General features: G+C 72.2%; 17 protein-coding genes. 13 read left to right on the top strand and 4 right to left on the bottom strand.

Annotated elements, in window-relative coordinates:
- Window positions 1-54 precede the first annotated feature (54 nt).
- The 3 genes from OG534_RS14955 to OG534_RS14945 all read right to left on the bottom strand — a co-directional run bounded on the left by OG534_RS14955 (window position 55) and on the right by OG534_RS14945 (window position 3,836).
- Complete coding sequence (locus OG534_RS14955; RefSeq protein WP_326593630.1) at window positions 55-714, bottom strand: response regulator transcription factor; 660 nt, start codon at window positions 712-714, stop codon at window positions 55-57.
- Window positions 715-1,074: 360 nt separating this feature from the next.
- Complete coding sequence (locus tag OG534_RS14950) at window positions 1,075-2,394, bottom strand: sensor histidine kinase (RefSeq protein ID WP_326588554.1); 1,320 nt, start codon at window positions 2,392-2,394, stop codon at window positions 1,075-1,077.
- 263 nt (window positions 2,395-2,657) lie between these two features.
- Window positions 2,658-3,836: a sensor histidine kinase gene (locus tag OG534_RS14945; RefSeq protein ID WP_326588553.1), complete on the bottom strand. Its 1,179-nt coding sequence runs from the start codon at window positions 3,834-3,836 to the stop codon at window positions 2,658-2,660.
- 147 nt (window positions 3,837-3,983) lie between these two features.
- Between OG534_RS14945 and OG534_RS14940 the strand changes: the two genes are divergently transcribed.
- The 13 genes from OG534_RS14940 (at window position 3,984) to OG534_RS14880 (ending at window position 16,343) form a co-directional block, all read left to right on the top strand.
- A complete protein-coding gene (locus OG534_RS14940; protein ID WP_326588552.1) occupies window positions 3,984-4,391 on the top strand; it encodes an NADH-quinone oxidoreductase subunit A in 408 nt (135 codons plus the stop codon).
- Window positions 4,382-4,990, top strand: a complete 609-nt coding sequence (locus tag OG534_RS14935) for an NADH-quinone oxidoreductase subunit B (protein WP_326588551.1) — start codon at window positions 4,382-4,384, stop codon at window positions 4,988-4,990. Before OG534_RS14940 ends, OG534_RS14935 begins: the two co-directional genes overlap by 10 nt.
- Window positions 4,987-6,516, top strand: coding sequence for an NADH-quinone oxidoreductase subunit C (locus OG534_RS14930; RefSeq protein WP_326588550.1), 1,530 nt, complete (start codon window positions 4,987-4,989; stop codon window positions 6,514-6,516). Before OG534_RS14935 ends, OG534_RS14930 begins: the two co-directional genes overlap by 4 nt.
- On the top strand, window positions 6,513-7,481 hold the full coding sequence (locus tag OG534_RS14925) for a complex I subunit 1/NuoH family protein (protein WP_326588549.1): 969 nt from the start codon (window positions 6,513-6,515) through the stop codon (window positions 7,479-7,481). The genes OG534_RS14930 and OG534_RS14925 overlap by 4 nt, the downstream gene beginning before the upstream one ends.
- On the top strand, window positions 7,481-8,086 hold the full coding sequence (locus OG534_RS14920; protein ID WP_326588548.1) for a NuoI/complex I 23 kDa subunit family protein: 606 nt from the start codon (window positions 7,481-7,483) through the stop codon (window positions 8,084-8,086). The genes OG534_RS14925 and OG534_RS14920 overlap by 1 nt, the downstream gene beginning before the upstream one ends.
- Complete coding sequence (locus tag OG534_RS14915; protein WP_326588547.1) at window positions 8,083-8,691, top strand: NADH-quinone oxidoreductase subunit J family protein; 609 nt, start codon at window positions 8,083-8,085, stop codon at window positions 8,689-8,691. The genes OG534_RS14920 and OG534_RS14915 overlap by 4 nt, the downstream gene beginning before the upstream one ends.
- Window positions 8,691-9,038, top strand: coding sequence for an NADH-quinone oxidoreductase subunit NuoK (gene nuoK / locus OG534_RS14910; RefSeq protein WP_326588546.1), 348 nt, complete (start codon window positions 8,691-8,693; stop codon window positions 9,036-9,038). Before OG534_RS14915 ends, nuoK begins: the two co-directional genes overlap by 1 nt.
- Window positions 9,035-11,032, top strand: a complete 1,998-nt coding sequence (locus OG534_RS14905) for an NADH-quinone oxidoreductase subunit 5 family protein (protein WP_326588545.1) — start codon at window positions 9,035-9,037, stop codon at window positions 11,030-11,032. Before nuoK ends, OG534_RS14905 begins: the two co-directional genes overlap by 4 nt.
- A 38-nt stretch (window positions 11,033-11,070) precedes the next feature.
- Window positions 11,071-12,624, top strand: coding sequence for a complex I subunit 4 family protein (locus OG534_RS14900; protein ID WP_326593627.1), 1,554 nt, complete (start codon window positions 11,071-11,073; stop codon window positions 12,622-12,624).
- Complete coding sequence (locus tag OG534_RS14895) at window positions 12,621-14,180, top strand: NADH-quinone oxidoreductase subunit N (RefSeq protein ID WP_326588544.1); 1,560 nt, start codon at window positions 12,621-12,623, stop codon at window positions 14,178-14,180. The genes OG534_RS14900 and OG534_RS14895 overlap by 4 nt, the downstream gene beginning before the upstream one ends.
- A gap of 274 nt (window positions 14,181-14,454) precedes the next feature.
- Window positions 14,455-15,318: a zinc metalloprotease HtpX gene (gene htpX / locus OG534_RS14890; RefSeq protein ID WP_326588543.1), complete on the top strand. Its 864-nt coding sequence runs from the start codon at window positions 14,455-14,457 to the stop codon at window positions 15,316-15,318.
- Window positions 15,315-15,707 (top strand): YccF domain-containing protein, encoded by a 393-nt coding sequence (locus OG534_RS14885; RefSeq protein WP_326588542.1) that lies wholly within the window; start codon window positions 15,315-15,317, stop codon window positions 15,705-15,707. The genes htpX and OG534_RS14885 overlap by 4 nt, the downstream gene beginning before the upstream one ends.
- Before the next feature lie 111 nt (window positions 15,708-15,818).
- Window positions 15,819-16,343 (top strand): SMI1/KNR4 family protein, encoded by a 525-nt coding sequence (locus OG534_RS14880; protein WP_326588541.1) that lies wholly within the window; start codon window positions 15,819-15,821, stop codon window positions 16,341-16,343.
- Here the strand turns inward: OG534_RS14880 and OG534_RS14875 are convergent.
- On the bottom strand, window positions 16,327-17,562 hold the full coding sequence (locus OG534_RS14875) for an APC family permease (protein WP_326588540.1): 1,236 nt from the start codon (window positions 17,560-17,562) through the stop codon (window positions 16,327-16,329). The two genes, OG534_RS14880 and OG534_RS14875, sit on opposite strands and share 17 nt — an antisense overlap.
- Between the last annotated feature and the right edge of the window lie 10 nt (window positions 17,563-17,572).

Raw genomic sequence — 17,572 nt, 5'->3', positions numbered from 1 at the left:
CCGCCCCTTGAGACAGCCCGACCGGTATGCCATATCTGACAGAGTGTCAGTCGATCAAGATTTCAGATAGGTGAGAACGGCCAGTACACGCCGGTGATCCCCGTCACTCGGCGACAGGCCCAGTTTCATGAAGATGTTGCTGACGTGCTTCTCCACCGCTCCGTCACTCACGACCAGCTGCTTCGCCACGGCCGAATTGGTACGCCCCTCGGCCATCAGCCCGAGCACCTCGCGCTCGCGCGGGGTCAGACCCGCCAGGACGTCCTGCTTCCTGCTGCGGCCGAGCAGCTGCGCGACGACCTCCGGGTCCAGGGCCGTACCGCCCCGGGCCACCCGGACGACAGCGTCCAGGAATTCCCGTACCTCGGCCACCCGGTCCTTGAGCAGGTATCCCACCCCGGTGCTGGAACCGGCCAGCAGTTCGGTGGCGTACTGCTCCTCCACGTACTGAGACAGCACGAGCACGCCTATCCCGGGGTAGTCGCGGCGCAGCCGCACGGCCGCCCGCACGCCCTCGTCGGTATGGGTCGGCGGCATCCGCACGTCGGCCACCACCACATCCGGCAGCGCGTCCTCGGCCGCCAGCTCCGCCACCGTCTTGATCAGGGCTTCCGCGTCCCCGACGCCCGCCACGACGTCATGCCCCCGGTCGGTCAGCAACCGGGTCAGGCCCTCGCGCAGCAGCACTGAATCCTCGGCGATGACCACCCGCACCCTGTCGTCCACGATTCAGCAGCTCCCGCGTCCACTCGTTTCCCGCACTACCCGACTCAGCCAAGCATCCCAGCCTCAAGCCCCGCTGAAGGCAGAGCCGCGACAACAGGTGGGCGTACGGGGGGAGTTTTCGCATGTGGAACGTCGGACGCCGCAAGCGGCCGCCACGAAGGGATGCCGCAAACGGATGGTGCAAACGGGTGCAGCGGAGGGGGAGGCGTGCAGGGAGGGAGGCGCGCGCCGGGAGCCGCGCGCGCCGGAACGGACGAAGGGGCCGGCCCGCCGGCGGCCGCCCGCCGACCCGCCCGCCCCTCGAGCCGTCCATCCGTGGATCTACGAGATCTACGAGATCTACGAGATCTACGCGCGCCAGGGCAGCTCGGCGGTGACCGTCGTCCCGCCATCGGTGGGGGAGTCGACGACCAGTACCCCGTCCACGGCGTCCAGCCGCTCGGTCAGCCCCGCCAGCCCGGTCCCGGCCCCGGTACCGGGCCCCGTGCCGGCCCCGCCGCGGCCGTCGTCGGCGACCTGGATCAGCAGCCGGTCCCCGGACTTCCACACGTCCACCGAGGCCGACCGGGCCACGGCGTGCTTGCTGATGTTCTGCAGCAGCTCCGACACCGTGAAGTACGCGATCCCCTCGATCGCCGCCGCGGGCCGGGCCGGGAGGTCCACGGCCACCCGTACCGGCACCGCGCACCGCGAGGCCACCGAGGACAGCGCCGCGTCCAGTCCGCGGTCGGTCAGCACGGCCGGGTGGATCCCGCGGGCCAGGTCGCGCAGCTCCTGGAGGGCGATCTTCACCTCGCCGTGCGCCTCGTCCACCATGCGGGCGGCGGCCTGCGGGTCCTCGGCCAGCTTCTCCTTCGCCAGCCCCAGGTCCATGGCCAGCGCCACCAGCCGGGCCTGCGCCCCGTCGTGCAGATCGCGCTCGATGCGCCGCAGGTCGGCGGCCGCGGTGTCGACGACCACACCCCGGTCGGACTCCAGCTCGGTGACGCGGGTGGCCAGGCGGGACGGGCCGAGCAGTCCGCCGACCACGACCCGGTCGACGGTGGTCAGGGCCCGGATCACCCACGGGGTGGCGAGGGTGAGGAGCATTCCGGCGAGGCAGGTGAGGGTGATCGCCAGGGGCGAGTCGAGGTAGAAGGTGTACTCGCCGTTCTGGACGAGCTGCAGGCCGGGCTGGTCGGTGTAGGCCGGGAAGACCCAGAACCAGAGCGGGTACAGCAGGAGGGACCAGCCGGTCGCCCAGAACGTCAGTGCCAGGCAGAAACCGAACACTGCCCACGGGAAGTGGACCACGGAGTACAGCACGTGCCGCCAGGCGCTCCCGCTCTTGAGCAGCGCACCCATGGCGGCGAGGGCCCCGCCCTTCTCGGCCCGGATCGGCGCGGGATCGGCGATGTCCGCCCCGAGCAGCGCCCGCACCCGGGCCCGCTCCAGGTGACCGAACCCGCGGCACATGGCGAGCACGCCGGCGAGGACCGGAACGCCGAGGAAGGTGACGAGCAGTCCGGCGCCGAGGCTCACGCCGGTGATGGCGAGCGAGAAGTACAGCGTGCTCAGCGGCAGCCCGATCAGCAGGTACCCGAACTCCCGCCACGTCCGCCCCTCGACCGGAGCCCGCAGCACCGCCCCGACACCGCCTGCATTGCCCTTGCCGTTGCCGTTGCCCATGATCCCGACCCCACCCTTCCGGTCCTCCGCTACACCCCCACCCTGCCGCCCCCCACCCGGCCGAACCATGCGGCGAGTAGGCATCTCCACCGGGGGGTTAACCCCACCAAGCCCGCCAATCCACCCGGCCAAATCCAGCCCCGCCGGCGCTTGAGGCGCGGGACCCGGGGCGGCCCCACGAGGCGGCGGCGCCGCACCGGCCACGCGAACGGGACCCCCACCCACCCGGCAGGGGCCCCGCTCACCACCACGCACCGCAAGCCTCACCCCCGCCCCCGCCACGGCAGCTCCGCCGTGACCACGGTCCCCACCCCCTCCGGCGAGTCCACCACCAGCACCCCGTCCACCGCATCCAGCCGCTCGGCGAGCCCCGCCAGCCCGCTCCCCCCGGAGGTGGCCGCCCCGCCCCGACCGTCGTCCGACACCCGGATCAGCAGCCTCTGCCCCGCCCGCCACACCTCCACGCTCGCGCCCCGCGCCCCCGCCCCCGCGTGCTTGCTCACGTTCTGCAGCAGCTCGGACACCACGAAGTACGCGATCCCCTCGATCGCCTCCGCCGGTCGCACCTCCGGCAGGTCCACCGCCACCTTCACCGGCACCACGCACCGCGCCGCCACCGACGACAGCGCCGCGTCCAGCCCCCGGTCCGTCAGCACCGCCGGATGGATCCCGCGCGCGAGGTCCCGCAGCTCCTGGAGCGCGAGCTTCACCTCCCCGTGGGCCTCGTCGACCATCGCCGCCGCGCCCTCCGGGTCCTCCAGCAGCTTCTCCTTCGCCAGGCCCAGCCCCATCGCCAGCGCCACCAGCCGCGCCTGCGCCCCGTCGTGCAGGTCCCGCTCGATGCGCCGCAGGTCGGCCGCCGCCGTGTCGACCACGACGCCCCGGTCGGATTCCAGCTCCGCGATCCGCCGCTCCAGGTCGTCGGACGGCGACAGGAGCCCCCGCGCCATCGCCCGGTCCGCGTTCGCCATCAGGCGCACCAGGTACGGCAGCACCGGCCACAGCACGAACAGCCCGGCCAGGACTACCGTGAAGGTGAGTACCCCCCACGGCAGCCGGATGAGCTGGTAGAGCACCGTCCGCCAGGCGACCGGGTCCTTGATGCTCGTCCACAGCCAGGGGAAGAATCCGCCGGCCCGCTTCGGGCCGGGGAGCGGGGTCGGCTCGTCCACCCGCACGCCCAGCAGCCAGCGGGCGCGTGCCCGGTCCAGCCGTCCCAATTGCCGAGACAAATAGAGACCGCACGCGAGGAGCGGAAGTCCGATCGCGGTCACGGAAAGACCGCCCGTCCCGGCAACCATGACAACTGCGTAAACGAAACCGACGATCGCCACGGGCAGGTTGCTCACCAGAAAGGCGATCTCCCTCCACGTCGCGGCGCTGAATACGGCGCGTACCGGGGGAGGTCGATCATTGTCGGGGATGACGTGGCTCGTGGTCATGCGCCACAGCCTGTCAAGCGCGCCCCGCTCATGCCATGGGGTGGCCGGGGTGCTGTGAACGGGGGATAACCCCACCCCGTGTGAGGCAGGCCCTAGACTCCCGTCCGTACCAGATCGTCGACAGTGACCGAGGAGCGAGGAACGGACGTGCCCGAACCAACGGTATCGACCGTAACCGTGCTCACGGCGGACTACTTCCGGAGTTATTCGGTCGTCGGTCTGCTGGCCGCCCTCGGTGTGCTCTTCGTGGCCGTGGCGTTCGGCGCCGGCCGCCTGCTGCGGCCCGTGGTCCCGACTCACGAGAAGCTGCTGACGTACGAATGCGGTGTGGACCCCGTCGGCGAGGGCTGGGCGCACACCCAGGTCCGCTACTACGTCTACGCGTTCCTCTACGTCATCTTCGCCGTCGACTCGATCTTCCTGTTCCCGTGGGCGACGGTGTTCGCCGCCGCCGGTTACGGCGCCACGACGCTGGTGGAGATGTTCATCTTCCTGGGCTTCCTGGCCGTCGGCCTGCTCTATGCGTACAAGAAGGGCGTCCTCGAATGGACGTGACACCGGCTGTGACGCCGACCGAGGGCGTACTGCTCCCGGAGCCCAAGCGCCTCGGAGTCCTCTCCCGCCTGGCCCCGGAACCGATGAAGGTGGTCCTGAACTGGGGCCGCCGGTACAGCCTGTGGGTCTTCAACTTCGGCCTGGCCTGCTGCGCGATCGAGTTCATCGCCGCGTCCATGGCCCGCCACGACTTCATCCGCCTCGGCGTGATCCCGTTCGCGCCGGGGCCCCGCCAGGCAGACCTCATGATCGTCTCGGGCACCGTCACGGACAAGATGGCCCCGGCCGTCAAACGGCTCTACGAGCAGATGCCCGAGCCGAAGTACGTCATCTCCTTCGGCGCCTGCTCCAACTGCGGCGGCCCGTACTGGGACTCGTACTCGGTGACGAAGGGCGTCGACCAGATCATCCCCGTCGACGTCTACGTGCCCGGCTGCCCGCCGCGCCCGGAGGCGCTCCTCCAGGGCATCCTCAAGCTCCAGGAGAAGATCGCCCGCGAGTCGCTGGCCGAGCGCTACGCCGAGGGTCCGTCGGTCGCCCAGCTCACGAGCGGCCTGGTCACGCCCCCGGCCGCGCCCACTCCGGGGGCCGGCGCGTGAACCTCTACGACTCCCTCCCCGACGCGGCCCCGACGGTCTTCGGCGCCGAGGCCGTCGCCGACTTCTCGTACGACGTCCTCACGGTGGACGTGCCCGTCGGCAGCTGGATCTCCTCCCTCGAAATCGCCCGGGACAAGCTGGGCTGCACGTACTTCGACTGGCTGAGCGCGGTCGACGAGGCCGGCGCCGGCTTCCGGATCTGCGCGCACGTCGTCTCGCTGGAGAACCACCGCGTACGCCGCCTCCTGCTGCGCACGACCGTCCCGCACAGCGCCCCCTCCCTGCCGTCGGCGGTCGCCGTGTACGCGGGAGCCGAATGGCACGAACGCGAGACGTTCGAAATGTTCGGGATCGTCTTCACCGACCACCCGCACCTGGTCCCCCTCCTCCTGCCGGAGAACTTCGAGGGCCACCCGCTGCGCAAGGACTTCGTCCTGGCGGCGCGCGTCGCCAAGGCCTGGCCCGGCGCCAAGGAGCCGGGCGAGGGCGCGGACCCCGACGGCCCGAAGCGCCGCCAGATGCTCCCGCCGGGCGTCCCCGACCCCAACGACTGGGGCCCGATGAAGGGCCAGCTCCCGCCCGCTCCGGCCCGCCCGGCCCGTACCCCCCGCGCGGCAGGAGCGGCGGGCGCCGCCGCCCGCACCCCGCGCGAGGGCGCCCCGGTCCGCCGCACCCGCTCGGTCACGGAGGGCTCGGCCAGCCAGGCCGCAGCCACCCCGGAATCCCCGGCAACCCCGGAATCGCCGGCAACCGACGCCCCGCGCCCGCCCCGCCGCACCCGCTCGGTAACGGAGGGCTCGGCCAGCCAGGCCGCAGCCACCCCGGAATCCCCGGCAACCCCGGAATCCCCGGCAACCGACGCCCCGCGCCCGCCCCGCCGCACCCGCTCGGTAACGGACGGCTCGGCCAGCCAGGCCGCGGCCACCCCGGAATCCCCGGCAACCCCGGAGTCCCCGGCAACCCCGGAATCGCCGACAACGGACGCCCCGCGCCCGCCCCGCCGCACCCGCTCGGTAACGGAGGGCTCGGCCAGCCAGGCCGCGACAACCCCGGAGACCGAAGCCACAGCTCCGAAGCGACCGACCCCCCGCAGCACGGACGCCCCCTGGCACGACCCGAAGCCCGCCTTCGAGGCCCCGCCGGCCTCGGAGACTCCTGCGAAGGCGACGCCCGGCCCGCAGGCGGAGACCCCGCCGCCCGCGCCGGAGGCGCCCCCGCGCACCCCGAAGCCCGCCGCCGAGGACGCATCGGCCCCGGCGAAGCCGACGACGCCCGGCCCGCAGGCGACCCCGGCGAAGCCGAAGACCACCGGGCCCGCGGCGGAGACCCCGCAGACCGCGCCGGAGGCAAACGGGTCGGAGGCAAACGGGTCGGAGACCACCGGGCCCGAGGCCGAGACCCCGCAGACCCCGCCGGAGGCAAACACGCCGGAGGCGGCCCCCCGCGACCCCAAGACCAGCCCCACCCCCACCTCCACTCCCACCCCCACTCCCCCTCCCACCCCCGACAACGGAGGCGACGCGTGAACGACGTCCTCGACGTGGCCCTGCGGCTGATCGTCGTCTTCGCCGTCTTCCTCGTGCTCCCGCTCGTCGTCGGGCAGACCGAGCACAAGGTGATGGCCCACATGCAGGGCCGCCTCGGCCCCATGTACGCCGGCGGCTTCCACGGCTGGGCCCAGCTCGTCGCCGACGGTGTGAAGTTCGCGCAGAAGGAAGACATCGTCCCGGCCAACGCCGACCGCCGGATCTTCCAGCTCGCCCCCGCCGTCGCCCTCCTGCCGTACCTCCTCGTCCTCCTCGCCATCCCGATCGGCCCGGGCGAGGGCGCGGTCGGCCAGGTCATCGACGCGGGCGTGTTCTTCGTGCTCGCCGTCATGGGCGTCGGAGTCCTCGGCTCGCTCATGGCCGGCTGGGCCTCCGCGAACAAGTTCTCCCTGCTCGGGGGCCTGCGCACCGCCGCCCAGCTGCTCGCCTACGAGCTCCCCATGCTGCTCGCCGCCGCCTCCGTCGCGATGGCCGCCGGTACGGTCTCCCTCCCCGGCATCGTCGAGAGCTTCGAGTGGTGGTGGCTGCCCTGGCAGATCGTCGGCGCGCTCGTCTTCTTCACCGCCGGCCTCGCCGAACTGCAGCGGCCCCCCTTCGACATGCCCGTCGCCGACTCCGAGATCATCTTCGGCGCGTACACCGAGTACACGGGCCTGCGCTTCGCCCTCTTCCTGCTCGCCGAGTACGCCGGCATCGTCGTCCTCTGCGCCCTCACCACCGTCCTCTTCCTCGGCGGCTGGCAGGGCCCCTTCGGCGCCGACGGCCTCGGCTGGGTCTGGACCCTGCTCAAGACCGCGATCCTCGCCTTCGTCGTGATCTGGCTCCGCGTGAGCTACCCGCGCCTGCGCGAGGACCAGCTCCAGAAGCTTGCCTGGACCGCACTCATCCCGCTCGCGCTCGCGCAGATCGCGCTCACCGGCATCGTGAAGGTGGCGATCCAGTAATGCCCATCCCCGGATCCGGCCTCGCCAAGGGCCTGGCCGTCACCCTGCGCACGATGACGAAGCGCTCGCACACGGCCCAGTACCCCGACGTCCAGCCCGAACTCCCGCCCCGCTCCCGCGGCGTCATCGGCCTGTTCGAGGAGAACTGCACGGTCTGCATGCTCTGCGCCCGTGAGTGCCCCGACTGGTGCATCTACATCGACTCCCACAAGGAGACGGTGCCCGCGTCCACCCCCGGTGGCCGCGAGCGAAGCCGCAACGTCCTCGACCGCTTCGCCATCGACTTCTCCCTCTGCATGTACTGCGGCATCTGCATCGAGGTGTGCCCCTTCGACGCCCTCTTCTGGTCGCCGGAGTTCGAGTACGCGGAGACCGACATCCACGAGCTGACCCACGAGCGCGACAAGCTCCGCGAGTGGATGTGGACCGTCCCGGCCCCGCCCGCGCTGGACCCGGCCGCCGAGGAGCCCAAGGAGATCGCCGCCGCCCGCAAGGCAGTGGAGAAGGCCGAGGCCGCCGCGGCAGCCGCCGCCGCTGCCGAAGCCGCCGCCCCGGCCGCCGAGACCGAACCGCCGACCACCCCGACCCCGGAGGGAGACGCGTGACCCCCGCCGCCACCCTGGCCGCAGCCGCCGTCACCGGGCCAGGCTTCCTCTCCCCGACCGGCGTCGAGATCGCCTTCATCCTCGTCGGCCTCGCCACCCTCGGCGCGGCCCTCGTCACGGTCACCACCAAGCAGCTGGTGCACGCCGCCCTGTGGCTGGTCGTCGCGCTCGGGGGCATCGCCGTCGAGTACCTGCTGCTGACCGCGGAGTTCATCGCCTGGGTCCAGGTCCTCATCTACCTCGGTTCCGTGGTCGTCCTCCTCCTCTTCGGACTGATGCTCACCAAGGCGCCCATCGGCCGCTCCCCGGACGCGGACTCCGGCAACCGCCTGCTCGCGCTCGGCGTCGCCGTCGTCGCGGCCGTGGCGCTGGTCTGGGTCGTCGTCGACGCCTTCCGGACGACCTGGATCGACCTCGACGGACCCGTCCAGGGCTCCACGAAGGTCTCCGGCGAGATCCTCTTCCAGCACTGGGTGCTGCCCTTCGAGGCGCTCTCCGTCCTCCTCCTCGCAGCCCTGATCGGGGCCATCGTGCTGTCCCGCAGGAACGACCCCGCCGAAGCCGCCACCCCGGCCGGCCCCGGCGAGAAGAAGGGCCGGCGCTGATGCACCTCGCCTACCCCGCCGTGCTCGCGGCGCTCCTCTTCTGCACGGGCCTGTACGGAGTACTCGCCCGCCGCAACGCCATCCTGGTCCTGATGTCCGTCGAGCTGATGCTCAACGCCGTCAACCTCAACCTGGTGGCCTTCGACGTCTGGCTGCGCGACGCCCTGCACGCCGGCCAGGCCCTCACCCTCTTCACCATCGCCATCGCCGCCGCCGAGATCGGCATCGGTCTCGCGATCGTGCTGATGGTGTACCGCAACCGGGGCACCTCCGACGTCGACCGGCTGCGCGACACCGCCGAGGGCCACGAGCCCGCCGCGAACCACCAGAGCGAGGTCACCGCGTGAGCACCACGACCCTCGCCGTCCTCGTCCCGCTGCTGCCGTTCCTGGGCGCGGTCGCGGGACTGCTGTTCGGCCGCACCGCCCCCGGGTTCGTCCGGCCGCTCGCGATCCTGCCGACGCTCGGCGCCGCCGTACTGGCCGTGCTCGTCGCCTTCCGCCAGGGCGGCGGCCCGGCGATCAGCACCGCGACCGAGCTGACCCCGACCGGCTCGGTGCCGATCGACCTCTCGCTCTACATCGACGGCTTCGCCGCACTGGTCGCCATCCTGGTCGGGGTCGTCGCCACGTGCGTACAGCTCTACTCGACGGCGTACCTGCGTGAGGACCCGCGCTACCCGTCGTATGCCGCTCTCGTCTCACTGTTCACCTCCGCGATGCTGCTCGTCGTCTACTCCGGCGACCTGATGGTGCTGCTGGTCGGCTGGGAGGTCATGGGCATCTGCTCGTACTTCCTCGTCGGCCACTACTGGGAGACCGAAGCGGCCCGCTCCGCCTCCCTGAAGGCCTTCCTCGTCACCAAGCTCGGTGACGTCCCCTTCCTGATCGGCCTGTTCGCGCTCGCCACCGACGCCGGCTCCTTCCAGATCACGAAGATCCTGGGCACCGTCGCCACGGGCGGGCTCGACCACCCGACGCTCATCGCGCTGCTCCTGCTCGCCGGAGTCGCCGGCAAGTCCGCGCAGTTCCCGCTGCACACCTGGCTCCCCGACGCCATGGCGGGCCCCACCCCGGTCTCCGCGCTGATCCACGCCGCGACGATGGTCGCCGCCGGTGTCTACTTCATCGCCCGCCTCCTGCCCGTCTTCGCTGCCTCCCGCGCGGCCCTGGTGGTCATGGCCGTCCTGGCGGCCGTCACGATGATCGGCTCCGCCCTCGCCGCCCTCGCCCAGGACGACATCAAGCGGGTGCTCGCCTACTCCACGGTCGGCCAGCTCGGCTACATGACCGGCGCCCTGGCCGTCGGCGACCGCAGCGCCGCCGTCTTCCACCTCCTGTCCCACGGCGCCTTCAAGGCGCTCCTCTTCCTGGGCGCGGGCGTGATCATCCACGCCGCCGGTACGAACTCCCTGGCCGCCATGTCCCGGATGGACGGCCTGTCCAAGCGCATCCCCGACGCCTTCTGGACGATGACGCTCGCGCTCCTCGCGCTCGCCGCCATCCCGCCCTTCGCCGGCTTCTTCTCCAAGGAAGCCGTCCTCGTCGCCGCCGAGCAGACCGCGACCGGCCACTCGGAATTCGCTCCCAGCAGCGCCGGCTGGGTGGTGCTGGTCGCCGGCGTGCTGACCGCCCTGCTCACCGCCGCCTACGCCACCCGGCTGTGGCTGATGGCCTTCCGCGGCAGGGGCGCGGCCGTCCCCGACCACGGCAAGGAGCCCCTCGCCATGACCGGCGTGCTGTGGCTGCTCGCGATCCCGACGGTCGGCTTCGGCCTCGCGGCGGGCCCCCTCGCCGACTGGTTCGACGGCAGGGCGCTCACCCCGACCGTGGTCACCTCGGTCCTCGGCACGGGCGCCGCCGTCATCGGCGTGATGCTCACCTACGCCCTCTGGCAGCGCGCCACCGTGAAGGCCGCCGCCGGCGCCGCGGTCGGAGTACCCGCCTCCGTCGCCGCCGCCGAATCAGCCGCGGAAACCCCCGAGGTGGCCGAGGTGACCCACGATCACCCCGCCGTCCCGGCCGGATCCGCCCCCGACCCCGGCAGGGCGCTCCTCGGCCCGCTGCACCGCCACGCCGCCGACGGCTTCCACCTCGACGCCGTCTACGACCGGCTCTTCGTCCGCCCCGTCCGGGCGTCGGCGAGCCTGGTCCGCTTCCTCGACCGCGAGGTCGTGGACACGTACGTCCGCGGCGCGGGCACCGGCACCCGGCTGCTCGGCAGCCTCGTACGCCGCGCCCAGACCGGCAACGTGCAGAGCTACCTGAGCGCCCTGCTCGCCGGCGCCGTGGTCCTGGCGATCGCCACCGCCGTCCTCGCCAACGTCAACGCCGGATCGTGAGCCGTGAGTCAGCCGTGATTGATATCAGCCCGTCCGTGATGCAGTTCCTTCTGGCGTTCATCGTGGCCGCACCGCTCCTCGGCGCCGCCGCGGCCCTCCTGCCGGCCCCGCCCGGCCTCAAGGGCCGCAGCCCCGAGCAGGCCGTGCTCCGCCACGGCGTGACCGTGACCGGCGTGATCCTCGCCGCGGCGATCGCCCTCACCCTGGGCTTCGACCACGACGCCCCGTCCCGCTTCCAGGCGACGACGGACATCAGCTGGATCCCGGCGCTCGACGTCCGGATCCACCTCGGTGTCGACGGCATTTCGCTCCCCCTCCTCCTGATGACCGCGCTGCTGTTCTTCCTCTGCGCGCTCTACAGCTACTTCAAGTTCCCCGAGGGCCCCTCCCCGAAGGCCTTCGTCGCACTGCTCCTCGTCCTCGAGTCCGGCACCCTCGCGACCTTCGCCGTCCTCGACCTGCTGCTCTTCTTCCTCGCCTTCGAGATGGTCCTCATCCCGATGTACTTCCTCATCGCCCGCTGGGGCGGTGCTCAGCGGCAGGCCGCCGCCTGGAAGTTCATCCTCTACACGCTCCTCGGCTCCGTCGTCATGCTGCTCGGTCTGCTGCTGATCGGACTGAAGAGCGGCACATTCGACATGGTGGCACTCGCCTCTGACAACGGCCGCGAACTGTCCCACACCACCCAGCTGCTGGCCGTCCTCTCCATCGGCATCGGCCTCGCCGTGAAGACCCCGATGTGGCCCCTGCACAGCTGGCTGCCTGACGCCCACACCGCCGCGCCCACCGTCGGCTCCGTCCTGCTGGCCGGCGTCCTGCTCAAGATGGGCACGTACGGGTTCGTCCGCATCCTGCTCCCCGTCACCCCCGACGGAATGCAGACCTTCGCCCCCTACCTGGGCGCCTTCGCCGCCGTCGGCATCGTCTACGGATCGCTCGCCTGCCTCGCGCTGGCCCGGAAGGGGAACAAGGGCGACCTCAAGCGCCTCATCGCGTACTCCTCCGTCGGCCACATGGGCTTCGTCCTCCTCGGCATCGCGAGCATGACCCCCACCGGAGTCAACGGCGCGCTCTTCGCCAACATCGCCCACGGCCTGATCACCGGCCTCCTCTTCTTCCTGGTCGGGGCCCTCAAGGACCGCTACGGCACCGCCGACCTCGACACGCTCGCCGGAGCCACCGGCGCCGCCCTCTACGGCCGCGCCCCCCGCTTCGGCGCGTTCCTGGCCTTCGCCGCCGTCGCCTCCCTGGGCCTGCCGGGCCTGGCCGGCTTCTGGGGCGAGATGCTGGCCCTCTTCGGCGCGTTCGACCCGGCCGAGGGCCTGTCCCGCCCCGCGTTCCTCACGTACACGGCCGTCGGCGCCTTCGGTACCCTCCTCACCGCCGCCTACCTGCTGATCGTCGTACGGCGCGTCTGCATGGGAGACCCGAAAGCCGGTCCCGAGCTCGCCGTCGCGGACATCCAGCGCTACGAGTTCGCCGCCTGGACCCCGCTCGTCGCCCTCACCGTCCTCGCCGGCCTGTGGCCCGCGGTCCTCCTCGGCCTCACCGACCCGGCCGTTCAGAAGCTCCTCGCAGGAGGCAACTCATGACGGCCCTGACGGTCCTCTCCGCCGAGGCGCCCAGCCTCGTCCAGTCCGTCGACTGGCTCGCCATCGCGCCCGTCGTCATCACCGCCGCCGTCGGCCTCGGGGTCCTCGTCGCGGACCTCTTCGTGCCCGAGCGCAGCAAGCCGCTCCTCGGCTGGATCTCGGTGGCCGGCCTGGCCGCCGCGATCGCCACCCTGCTGCCGCTGCGCTCCGGCGACCGCAGCACCTTCTGCCTCACCGGCGACCCGGCGGCCTGCAGCTACGTCGCCGACCACTTCACGCTCGTCATCCAGTTCCTGGTGCTGGCCGGCGCCCTGGTCACCGCCCTGCTGTCGGTCATCCCCGTCCGCGAGACGCGCATGCCGGCCGGCGAGTACTGGTTCCTGCTGCTCTCCTCCGCGGCCGGCGCGGCCCTGCTGCCCGCCTCCCGCGACCTCGCCACCCTGATCGTCGCGCTCGAAGTCGCCTCGCTGCCCGCCTTCGCCCTCGTAGGCATGCGCCGCGGCGACCGGCTCTCCTCCGAGGCCGCCCTCAAGTTCTTCCTCTCCTCCGTCACCGCCACGGCCGTGTCGCTGCTGGGCGTCAGCTTCGTCTACGCCGCCACCGGCTCCCTGCACCTCACCCAGGTCGCCGACCGGCTCGAAGACGTCCCCGGGCAGCTCGACACCCTCGCCATGGCCGGTGTCGCGCTCGCCCTCGTCGGTTTCGCCTTCAAGGCCGCGGCCGTCCCCTTCCACTTCTGGGTCCCCGAGACCTACGTCGGCGCCCCGCTGCCCATCGCCGGCTACCTCTCGGTGACCGGCAAGGCGGTCGGCTTCGCCGGCCTCGTCGTCATCACGGTGATCGCCTTCCCGGCGTACTCCGACATCTGGGGCCCGGCCCTCGCCGTCCTCGCCGCCCTCACCATGACGGTGGGCAACGCCGGCGCCCTGCGCCAGTCCGCCGACCGCCCGAACAGCGCCGTACGGCTGCTGGCCTGGTCCTCGGTCGGCCAGGCCGGTTACGTGCTCGTCCCGATCGCCGCCGCCGCGTACACCGGTCGCGACCAGATCGGCTCCGCCGTCGCCTACGCCCTCATGTACGCCGTCGTGAACCTCGGCGCCTTCGCCGTGGCGGTGCTGGTCGCCCGCACGAAGCCGCTCCACCGGGTCAGCGACTACCGGGGCCTGTACGCCGAGCGCCCCCTGGCCGCCCTCTCGCTGGCCTTCTTCCTGCTCTGCCTGGCGGGCCTGCCGCCGGGCATCATCGGGCTCTTCGCCAAGGTCACCGTCTTCCGGTCCGCGGTCGACGCGGGCCTGGGCTGGCTGGCCGTGGTCATGGCGATCAACGTCGTCATCGCCTTGTACTACTACCTGCGGTGGACCGCACTCCTCTTCCGGGCGCCGGAAGGCGCCGAGGGCGCCGAGGCCGCTCAGGGCACCGAGGGCGCGGCGGCCCGTACGAAGGCCCCCTGGCCGGTGACGGCGGCCATCGTCCTCACCGCGACCGCGGCGGTCGTCCTCTCGGGCGCCCCGCAGCTGGTCCTGCGCTTCGCGTCGGGCAGCCTCTTCGCGCAGTAGCCCGCACGCGCTGCCCCGTACGCGTAACCCGTACACGTTGCCCGTACTCGTGACCCGTACGGAGTAACGCCCGCAGCAGCCGTCGGCAGCCCCGCCGCCGCCCCGCCGCCGCCCCGTCGCCCCTCCCGAGGGGGCGGCGGCGGGCGGCCGGCCCGGTGCGCCCTGGGAACCGGACGCCCTCACCTCGCGTTGACCAGTAAGGGAGGGTCCACTGGACCGTAGACCCTCAGATCCATGACGGGGCTCCCCTGCCGCACCACTTGGAGGGCGTACCGTGCACCGCCGGCACAACGGGCTCAAGACCGCCGTACTCCTCGGCGGGCTGTCCGCACTCATCATCCTCATCGGAAGCTTCTTCGGACGGGGCGGCCTGATCGTCGCCGTCCTCATCGCCCTCGGGACGAACGCCTACGCGTACTGGAACAGCGACAAGCTGGCTCTACGCGCGATGCGCGCCCGCCCCGTCAGCGAGTTCGAGGCTCCCCAGCTCTACCGCATGGTGCGCGAGCTCTCCACGTCCGCACGCCAGCCCATGCCACGCCTCTACATCTCGCCCACCGAGGCACCCAACGCCTTCGCCACCGGCCGCAACCCGCGCAACGCCGCGGTCTGCTGCACCGAGGGCATCCTGCGCATCCTCGACGAGCGCGAGCTGCGCGGGGTCATCGGCCACGAACTCAGCCACGTCTACAACCGCGACATCCTGATCTCGTCGGTCGCCGGAGCACTCGCCTCGGTGATCATGTTCCTGGTGAACTTCGCCTGGCTCATTCCGGTCGGTCGATCGAGCGACGACGAGGGCCCCGGCCTCTTCGGCATGCTGCTGATCATGATCCTGGGCCCGCTGGCCGCCTCCGTGATCCAGCTCGCCATCAGCCGCTCGCGCGAGTACGAGGCCGACGCGTCCGGCGCCCAGCTCACCGGCGACCCGCTCGCCCTGGCCAGCGCCCTGCGCAAGCTCGACGCGGGCACCAAGCAGCTCCCGCTGCCGCCGGAGCCGCGACTGGAGACGGCGAGCCACATGATGATCGCCAACCCGTTCCGTCCGGGAGAAGGCCTTTCTAAGATGTTCTCCACACACCCTCCGATGGCCGAGCGCATCGCCCGGCTCGAACAGATGGCAGGCCGCCGCCAGTGAAGACAATCCTGAACGTCATTTGGCTCATCCTCAGCGGTATATGGCTGTTCCTGGGCTACCTGCTCGCGGGCGTGCTGCTGTGCATCACCATCATCGGCATCCCCTTCGGCATCGCCGCCTTCCGCATCGCGGTCTACGCCCTCTGGCCCTTCGGCTACACCACCGTCGAGCGCCACGACGCGGGCGCCGGGTCCGCCATCGGCAACGTCCTGTGGCTGGTCCTGGCGGGCTGGTGGCTGGCCCTGGGCCACATCTTCACCGGCATCGCGCTCTGCATCACGCTCATCGGCATTCCCTTCGGCATCGCCAACTTCAAGATGGTCCCGCTCGCCCTGCTCCCGCTGGGCCGCGAAATCGTCCCGACGGACGCCCCGTTCGCCTCTCGGTGACCTCGTCGGCTTCCTGCGGGACAAAGGCGTCGTCGTAGTTGCGCACCCCGTCCTCGGCTGAGTTGTCCACAGGCTCGGGCGGCTGTCAGTGGGGTGCGTCACCATGAACGCATGAACGAGACCGAGCAGTTGCTGGAGCAAGTCGCAGACCGCGTGCGCAACTCCGCGCGCGGGCACGGAAGGGCCCTGCCGGCGCCGCTGGGCGGCGGGGAGATCGCCCGGGCCGAGGGCATACTCGGCTTCGCCCTGCCGCCGCTGCTCGCCGCGCTCTACACCCGCATCGGCGACGGCGGATTCGGCCCCGGGGGCGGTCTGCCGACGCTGCGTCAGGCCGTCCGGGAGTACGGGGAGCGGAGGTCCTCCGGGTGGCGATGGCCCGAGGGTGTCCTGCCGATAGCCGACTTCGGCTGTGGTGTGGTCGCCTGCGTGGACGGCCGCTCCGACACCGCCCAAGTCCTGCTCTTCGACCCGAATCCGGGGGAACCGGACCTCGCCTGGTCCATCGACGGCCCGAGCCTGGCGGGCTGGCTGCACGGCTGGCTCGACGGCACCGCCTGGTTCTGCGAAGAGTCCGTCCTGGGGGAGGAGTGCGACCTGGAGCCGGCGCCCTGGGCCGATTTCAGCTCCCGGATCTGAGCCGGCTCCGCACCCCGTAGGCCAGCGCGCCCAGCGCCAGCACCGCCGCCCCCGCCACCGCCGACGCGAGGGGCAGCGCACACGCCAGCACCACACAGCCGGACAGCCCGACCGCTGCCACGGCCCGCCCCTTGACACCTGAACCGAGAGTCCACGCGGAGGCGTTCGCGATCGCGTAGTAGGCGAGCACTCCGAAAGAGGAGAAACCGATCGCGCCCCGCAGATCCGCGGTGGCCGCGAGCACCGCCACGACCGCACCCACGGCCAGCTCGGCATGGTGCGGCACCTGATACCGGGGATGTACGGCGGCCAGCGCGCGCGGAAGATGGCCGTCCCGGGCCATCGCCAAGGCCGTCCGCGAAACCCCGAGCACGAGGGCCAGCAGCGAGCCCAGCGCGGCCAGGGCCGCGCCCACCCGGACGACCGGGGCCAGCTCCGGCCGGCCGGCCGCCCGAACCGCGTCGGCGAGCGGGGCCGCCGACCGCGCCAGCCCGTCGGCGCCGAGCACCGACAGCGCCGCCACCGCGACCGCGGCGTACACCAGCAGGGCGAGCCCCAGCGCGAGCGGCACCGCCCGCGGGATCGTCCGCGCCGGGTCGCGCACCTCCTCGCCCAGGGTGGTGATCCGGGCGTAGCCCGCGAAGGCGAAGAACAGCAGACCGGCGCCCTGCAACAACCCCACCGGACCCCAGTCCGAGCCCCCCAGCCGCCCCGGATCGGCCGCGCCGGAGGACAGGCACACCACGACCACCCCGGCCAGCACCGCCAGGACCACCGCCACGATCAGCCGGGCGATCCGGGCCGACTTCTGGACGCCGCCGTAGCTCGCGGCGGTCAGCGCCACCACCGCCGCGACGGCCACGGCATGCTGCTGCCCGGGCCACACGTACGCACCCACGGTGAGGGCCATCGCCGCACAGGACGCGGTCTTGCCCACCACGAATCCCCAGCCGGCCAGATACCCCCAGAAGGGGCCGAGCCGCTCGCGCCCGTAGACGTACGTGCCGCCGGAGGACGGGTACCGGGCGGCGAGCCGCGCAGAGGAATGCGCGTTGCAGTAGGCCACGAGCGCCGCCAGGGCCAGGGCGGCGAGGAGCGCGCCGCCCGCCGCGCCCGCCGCCGGGGCGAGGGCCGCGAAGATGCCGGCGCCGACCATCGCGCCGAGCCCGACGACGACGGCGTCGGACACTCCCAGGGTGCGCTTCAACTCGTCTTCCACGCGCGGAGGG

The organism is Streptomyces sp. NBC_01294, from assembly GCF_035917235.1.
In the GTDB taxonomy this organism is placed as follows: Bacteria; Actinomycetota; Actinomycetes; order Streptomycetales; family Streptomycetaceae; genus Streptomyces; species Streptomyces caledonius.
The sequence above is the reverse complement of the archived record's forward strand: the minus strand, read 5'-3'. Positions and strand labels throughout refer to the sequence as shown.